Source organism: Micromonospora endophytica (assembly GCF_003236305.1).
GTDB lineage: Bacteria > Actinomycetota > Actinomycetes > Mycobacteriales > Micromonosporaceae > Micromonospora > Micromonospora endophytica.
In genome coordinates this window covers 1-6,376 of sequence record NZ_POTX01000293.1, presented here as the reverse complement: position 1 = coordinate 6,376, position 6,376 = coordinate 1, and the positions used below count along the sequence as shown (strand labels likewise).

The 6,376-nt window shown below is 71.3% G+C and carries 6 protein-coding genes, 1 pseudogene and 1 riboswitch; all 7 genes and pseudogenes read left to right on the top strand.

Annotation, left to right across the window (positions count from 1 at the left end; all coding sequences use genetic code 11):
* Nucleotides 1-212 (top strand): annotated as a pseudogene (locus tag C1I93_RS31795) (hypothetical protein); the annotation flags it as partial.
* A 100-nt stretch (nucleotides 213-312) separates the two neighbouring features.
* Nucleotides 313-735 carry a hypothetical protein gene (locus tag C1I93_RS27140; RefSeq protein WP_111246121.1) on the top strand — a complete coding sequence of 141 codons (423 nt, stop codon included), beginning with the start codon at nucleotides 313-315 and terminating at the stop codon, nucleotides 733-735.
* A 64-nt stretch (nucleotides 736-799) separates the two neighbouring features.
* Entirely contained in the window at nucleotides 800-1,102 is a 303-nt protein-coding gene (locus C1I93_RS27135; protein WP_111246120.1) for a DUF4229 domain-containing protein, read from the top strand.
* Nucleotides 1,103-1,241: 139 nt separating this feature from the next.
* A complete protein-coding gene (locus C1I93_RS27130; RefSeq protein ID WP_111246119.1) occupies nucleotides 1,242-3,119 on the top strand; it encodes a M14 family metallopeptidase in 1,878 nt (625 codons plus the stop codon).
* Between the two features lie 150 nt (nucleotides 3,120-3,269).
* Nucleotides 3,270-3,328: riboswitch (cobalamin riboswitch) on the top strand.
* 110 nt (nucleotides 3,329-3,438) lie between these two features.
* Nucleotides 3,439-4,374, top strand: a complete 936-nt coding sequence (locus tag C1I93_RS27125; RefSeq protein WP_111246118.1) for an ABC transporter substrate-binding protein — start codon at nucleotides 3,439-3,441, stop codon at nucleotides 4,372-4,374.
* A gap of 149 nt (nucleotides 4,375-4,523) precedes the next feature.
* The gene (locus tag C1I93_RS27120; protein WP_111246117.1) at nucleotides 4,524-5,618 is read left to right on the top strand and encodes a FecCD family ABC transporter permease; all 1,095 of its coding nucleotides are present in this window, start codon (nucleotides 4,524-4,526) and stop codon (nucleotides 5,616-5,618) included.
* A partial coding sequence (locus tag C1I93_RS27115; RefSeq protein ID WP_111246116.1) for an ABC transporter ATP-binding protein occupies nucleotides 5,615-6,376 on the top strand: 762 nt, incomplete at its 3' end. The genes C1I93_RS27120 and C1I93_RS27115, both read left to right, overlap by 4 nt.

The window sequence follows — 6,376 nt, the reverse complement described above, 5'->3', positions numbered from 1 at the left end:
CCCCCACCGGCACCGCCGGCCCGACCGCCTCGCCGTCGGCGACCGGCTCGCCCACCGGCACCGCCTCACCCGATCCGGTGCCGGCACCCGGGGGCGGGCTGCCGCGTACCGGTGTCGCGATCGGTTCCCTGGTGCTCGCCGGCGGGGCGCTCGTCGGCGCCGGGGCGGCGCTGCGGACGATGGCCCGGCGGCGCGAGCTTCCGTCCGGCTGACCGGGCGAGCGGAGCCGCCCACGGTTGACCGGGCGGTGCGGCTTTCGCCGGGCTGGCCGGCGAACCGGGGCCGCCGAAGGTTCGCGTACCCTCGTCAGGGATGACTGAGCAGCAGAGTTCGTTTCCCCGCCGGGACGCCGAGGGTCGCATCCGGACCCTGGGCGATCTGCTCGGCGTCGGGTTGGCCGGGGTGGTCATCGGGCTGCTGGTGCTTGTGCTCTTCGACGCGGTGTTCGCCTCGTTCGGCAGCGGCGACTTCGGTCAGGCCAACGGCTGGCTCGCGGTGATCCTGCCCGTCTGGCTCTTCTGGGAGGACTTCCGGGCCTGGGAGTTCGGTGCGGCCCGGGTGGTGGCCGGTTTGGTGGCCCTCGCGGTGGCGGTGGTGTCCGGGCTGTTGCTGGCCGGCGTGACCACCGGACTGCCGCCGCTGCTGTCCGGCGGGGTGGCGGCGACGACGTTCACCCTGGTGTACGCGATGATCTGGTTCCCCGGTGTCCGCTGGCTGATCCGGCGGACCGGCTGAGCCGAGGCGCCGGCAGGGGATGGAGAGCGCCGTTCGGCTGGACGGCGGAAGGTGGAGTGACGACATGAGTGCGGCGGTCAAGTACACGCTGGGCCGGATCGGGCTGTTCGTGATCGTGCTGCTGGCCCTCTGGCCGGTCAACTTGGACATCTTCCTGAAGCTGATGGTGGCGTTGCTGTTCTCCGCCGCGCTCTCGTTCTTCCTGCTCAAGCGTTGGCGTGACGAGATGGCCGAGGAGATGGCCACCGCCGCCGAGCGCCGCCGCTCGGAGAAGGAGCGGCTGCGGGCCGCCCTGGCCGGCGAGGACCAGGCCGCCGACGAGCAGCCCGACAGCGCCTCCGAGCAGGGACGCGGCCCCTCGGCGTGACCCGTCCGGGAGACATCTCGCCGATGGGACGATCCGATTGGGATGGACCGGAGAACGATCGATATTGATATGACCATGTGACCGGTGGTGGGCTGTCCATCACCGAGCGGGGAACCCCCGCGCCTCCAGGAGGTTGTGCATGGCCTTCCGTACGATCCCCATCCGCCGTTCGCTGGCGCTCATCGTCGCCGCCGGGTTCGGCCTGCTCGCCATCTCCGCGCCACCGGTCTCCGCCCAGCCCGCCTCGGACCGGGACGAACAACCGGCCGCCGCGCCCTACCGGGTGCTCGGACCGCGAACGGCGGCCGACCGGACCGCTGTCGCCGGTACCGGTGCCTCGATCGACTACTCCGAGCACGGGGTGCTGCACGTCTCGGCCACCAGCGCCGAGGCCGCCGCCATCACCCGGCTCGGCTTCCGGTTGGAGCGGGTCGCCCCGACGCCCACCGATCGGGGCCATGACGATGGGGATATCGGCACCCTGGCCTTCCCGCCAGCCGACGCGAACTACCACGACTACGCCGAGATGACCGCCGTGGTCAACCAGGTCGTCGCGGACCACCCGTCGATCGCCCGCAAGATCAGCATTGGGAGCTCGTACGAGGGCCGGGACCTGGTGGCGGTGAAGATCTCCGACAACGTCGGCACCGACGAGAACGAACCGGAGATCCTGTTCAACTCGCAGCAGCACGCCCGCGAGCACCTCACCGTCGAGATGGCGATCTACCTGCTCAACCTCTTCACCGACAACTACGGCTCCGACTCCCGGATCACCAGCCTGGTCAACAACCGGGAGATCTGGATCGTGCCGACGGTCAACCCGGACGGCAGCGAGTACGACATCGCCACCGGCTCGTACCGGTCCTGGCGCAAGAACCGCCAACCCAACAGCGGATCGTCGTACGTCGGCACCGACCTGAACCGCAACTGGAGCTTCAACTTCGGCTGCTGCGGCGGCTCGTCCGGCTCCACCTCGTCGGACACCTACCGGGGCCCCTCGGCCTTCTCCGCACCCGAGACGCAGGCGCTGCGGAACTTCGTCAACAGCCGGGTGGTCGGCGGAGTGCAGCAGATCAAGGCCAACATCGACTTCCACACCTACTCCGAGCTGGTGCTCTGGCCGTACGGCTACACCTACAACAACACCGCCCCGGGGATGACCGCCGACCAGTACAACACCTTCGCCACCATCGGCCAGCAGATGGCGGCGACGAACGGCTTCACCCCGCAGCAGTCGAGCGACCTGTACATCACCGACGGCAGCAGCATCGACTGGATGTGGGCGACGCACGGCATCTGGGCGTACACCTTCGAGCTGTATCCGGGCTCGGCCTCCGGCGGCGGCTTCTACCCGCCCGACGAGGTGATCCCGGCGCAGACCTCGCGCAACCGCGAGGCGGTGCTCCTGCTCACCGAGTACGCCGACTGCCCGTACCGGGCCATCGGCAAGCAGGCGCAGTACTGCGGCGGCGGCAGCGGGACGACGGTCTGGTCGGACACCTTCGAGACCGCGACCGGCTGGACGATCAACCCCAACGGCACCGACACCGCGACCTCGGGGCAGTGGGAGCGGGGCGCCGCGCAGGCCACCAACTCCAGCGGGGCCAAGCAACTCGTCCCGTACGCCGGCAGCAACGACCTGGTGACCGGCCGGCTGGCCGGCAGCGCGGCGGGTGACTACGACGTCGACGGCGGCGTGACGAGCGCCCGCTCACCGGCGATCACCCTGCCGGCAAGCGGCACGTTGACGCTCTCGCTGGCGTGGTATCTGGCACACGGCTCGAACTCGTCCTCGGCCGACTACCTGCGGGTCAGCGTGGTGCACAACGGCGGCACCACCGCCCTGCTCACCCAGGCCGGGGCGGCCAGCAACCGCAACGGGGCCTGGACCGTGGCGAACCTCAACCTCACCCCGTACGCCGGGCAGTCCGTCCGGATCCTGGTGGAGGCCGCCGACGCCTCGACCGCCAGCCTGGTCGAGGCGGCTGTCGACGACGTCACCATCACCGCCTCCTGAGCGGACGGGGCCTCGCCACACCCCCTCGCGCGGGGCCCCGTCCCGACCCTTGCCGCCGCCCTCGGCGGTGTCGTCGATCGCAGACCGTGGCCTGCTCAGCAGGCCACGGTCGCGGCGTGCGCTACGGTGCTACCGACCCGCCGCAGCGAAGCCGGTGTGAAACCGGCGCTGTCCCGCAACTGTGATGCCCCTCCGGGGGACGAGCCAGGTCGCCTGGGGCGCGGTCGCGAATTGCGCTCTCGAGGAAGGGCGCCTCGCGGACGGGCGCACAAACTCCCTGTCGGCGAAGCACCACACTCCTCGACCGACAGGAGGACCGATGTCCAGACGTACCCCTCGGATCTTCGCCGCCACCCTCGCGGTGGCCGCGCTCGCCCTCGGTGCCTGCGCCGAGCGGACCGCCGAGACACCCGCCGCCAGTGGCGGCCCGACCACCGCCGCCTTCCCCGTCACGGTCGGCTCGCTGACCTTGCCAGAGCGTCCCGAGAAGATCGTCTCGCTGTCGGCGACGGCCACCGAGATGCTCTTCGCGATCGGTGCCGGCCCGCAGGTCACCGCCGTCGACGACCAGTCCAACTTCCCCGCCGACGCGCCGCGCACCGACCTGTCCGGCTACCAGCCGAACGCCGAGGCGATCGCCGCGAAGGACCCCGACCTGGTGGTGCTCAGCGACGACCGCAACAAGATCGTCGACCAGCTCGGCGCGTTGAAGATCCCGGTCTACCAGACCCCGGCGGCGCAGACGCTCGACGACACGTACCGGCAGCTCAGCGAGCTGGGCACGCTCACCGGCAACGCCCCGGCGGCGGCCGACCTGGTGCAGCGGATGACCGACGACATCACGAAGATCGTCGCCGAGGTGCCGCAGCGGGTCCAGGCCCCCACCTACTTCCACGAGCTGGGCCCCGAGCTGTACACCGCGACGAGCAAGACCTTCATCGGCTCGATCTACGCCCTCGCCGGCCTGGAGAACATCGCCGACCCGGCCGACGCCGACGGCAAGAACGGCGGCTACCCGCAGCTCTCCCAGGAAGTGATCGTCCAGGCCAATCCGGATTTCGTCTTCCTCTCCGACGTGAAGTGCTGCCAGCAGAGCGCCGAGACGGTCAAGGCGCGCAGTGGTTGGGCCGGCATCAACGCGGTCAAGAACGACCAGATCGTGGCGCTCGACGACGACATCGCGTCCCGCTGGGGACCACGCGTGGTCGACCTGCTGCGGACCATCGTGGACGCCACCGCCAAGGCATCCGAGTGACCGTCCCCAGCTGTCCACGTGCCGTCGGCAGGTCGGCGCGCGGCCGTGGCGCTCTGGCGCGTGGCCGTGGTGCTCTGGCGCGCGGCTGTGGTGCTCTGGCGCGTGGCCGTGGTGCTCCGGCGCGCGGCTGTTAATAAGGGGCCCTTGCTATGCACCAGGCGTTAAAAGGGGGCCCCTCCTTCCCACCGGCCGCGCCGGTGCGGCCGGCGGGTCTGCGGTGGCGTTGGCTCGCCGCCGGGGTGCTCGCCGTGCTGGTCGCGCTGCTGGCCGGTGTCTCGCTGGGGCCGGTCAGTCTGCCGCCCGGCAGCGTCGCGATCGAACTGCTCAACCTGCTGCCAGGGGTACGCCTGGACAGCGGGCTGACCGAGCGGGAGATCGCCATCGTCACCGAGCTGCGGCTGCCCCGGGCGGTGCTGGGTCTGCTGGTCGGTGGGCTGCTGGCCCTGGCCGGTGCCGCCTACCAGGGGGTGTTCCGTAACCCGCTGGCCGATCCGTACCTGCTCGGTGTCGCCGCCGGGGCCGGGCTGGGGGTCACCGTCGTGCTGACCCTCGGCGTCGGCTCGGGCGGGGCGCTGAGCGGGTTGCCGGTGACCGTGCCGCTGGCCGCCTTCGTCGGCTCGCTCGGCGCGGTCACCATGACCTACCTGCTCGGGGCGGCCGGCGGGCGCAGCCGTTCACCGGCGACGCTGATCCTGGCCGGGGTGGCCGTCTCCGCGTTCCTCTCCGCCGGGCAGACGTACCTGCTGCAACGGCACGCGGAGAGCATCCAGGCCGTGTATTCCTGGCTGCTCGGCCGGCTGGCCACCGCCGGTTGGCAGGATGTCCGCCTGGTCCTGCCGTACTTCCTGGTCACCACCCTGATCGTGCTGCTGCACCGGCGCGAGCTGGATGTGCTCTCGGTCGGCGACGACGAGGCGGCCAGCCTGGGCCTGCACCCGCAGCGGTCGCGGTATCTGCTGATCGCCGCCGCCTCGCTCGGCACCGCCGCGGCGGTCTCCGCCTCCGGCCTGATCGGCTTCGTCGGCATCATCGTGCCGCACATCGTCCGGTTGCTCGCCGGGTCGAGTTACCGGGTGATCCTTCCGTTGTCGCTGCTGTTCGGCGGGGCCTTCCTGGCCCTGACCGACGTGGTGGCGCGGACCGTCGCCGCTCCGCAGGAGATCCCCATCGGGGTGGTCACCGCCCTGCTCGGCGGCCCGTTCTTCGTGCTGGTGCTGCGCACCGCGCGGCGGGTGCTGACATGACCCCGATGCCGGCCGCGCCGCTGCCTGCGGTGGACGTACGCGACCTGCATGTCCGGCTCGACGGCGTACCGATCCTGACCGGGGTCGACCTGACCGTGGCGGCCGGGGAGTGGGTCACCGTGATCGGCCCCAACGGCGCAGGCAAGTCGACGCTGCTGCGCGCCGTCGGTGGGTTGCTTCCCGTACCGGGCGCGGTCCGCCTCTTCGGCACGCCCCTGAACGAGCTGCGTCGCCGGGAGCGGGCGCGGGTGGTGGCCACTGTCGCCCAGTCCCCGGTGGTACCGCCCGGCATGGCGGTGCTCGACTACGTGCTGCTCGGCCGCACCCCGTACATCCCGCCGCTCGGCCGGGAATCCGCCGCCGACCTGGCCGTCGTGGACGAGGTGCTGGACCGGCTGGATCTTGTCGGTTTCCGCAGCCGTGAACTGGCCACCCTCTCCGGCGGGGAACGGCAGCGGGTGTTCCTGGCGCGGGCGCTCGCGCAGGGTGCCACCCTGCTGCTGTTGGACGAGCCGACGAGCGCGCTGGACATCGGTCACCAACAGGAGGTCCTCGAACTTGTCGACCAGTTGCGCCGCCAGCATGGCCTGACCGTGCTGACCACCATGCACGACCTCTCCATCGCCGGCGAGTACGCCGACCGGATGGTGCTGCTCGCCGACGGTCGGGTGGCCGCCGCCGGAACCCCGCACGAGGTCCTGACCGAGGACATCCTCTCCCACCACTACCGCGCCCACGTCAAGGTCATCCCCACCCCC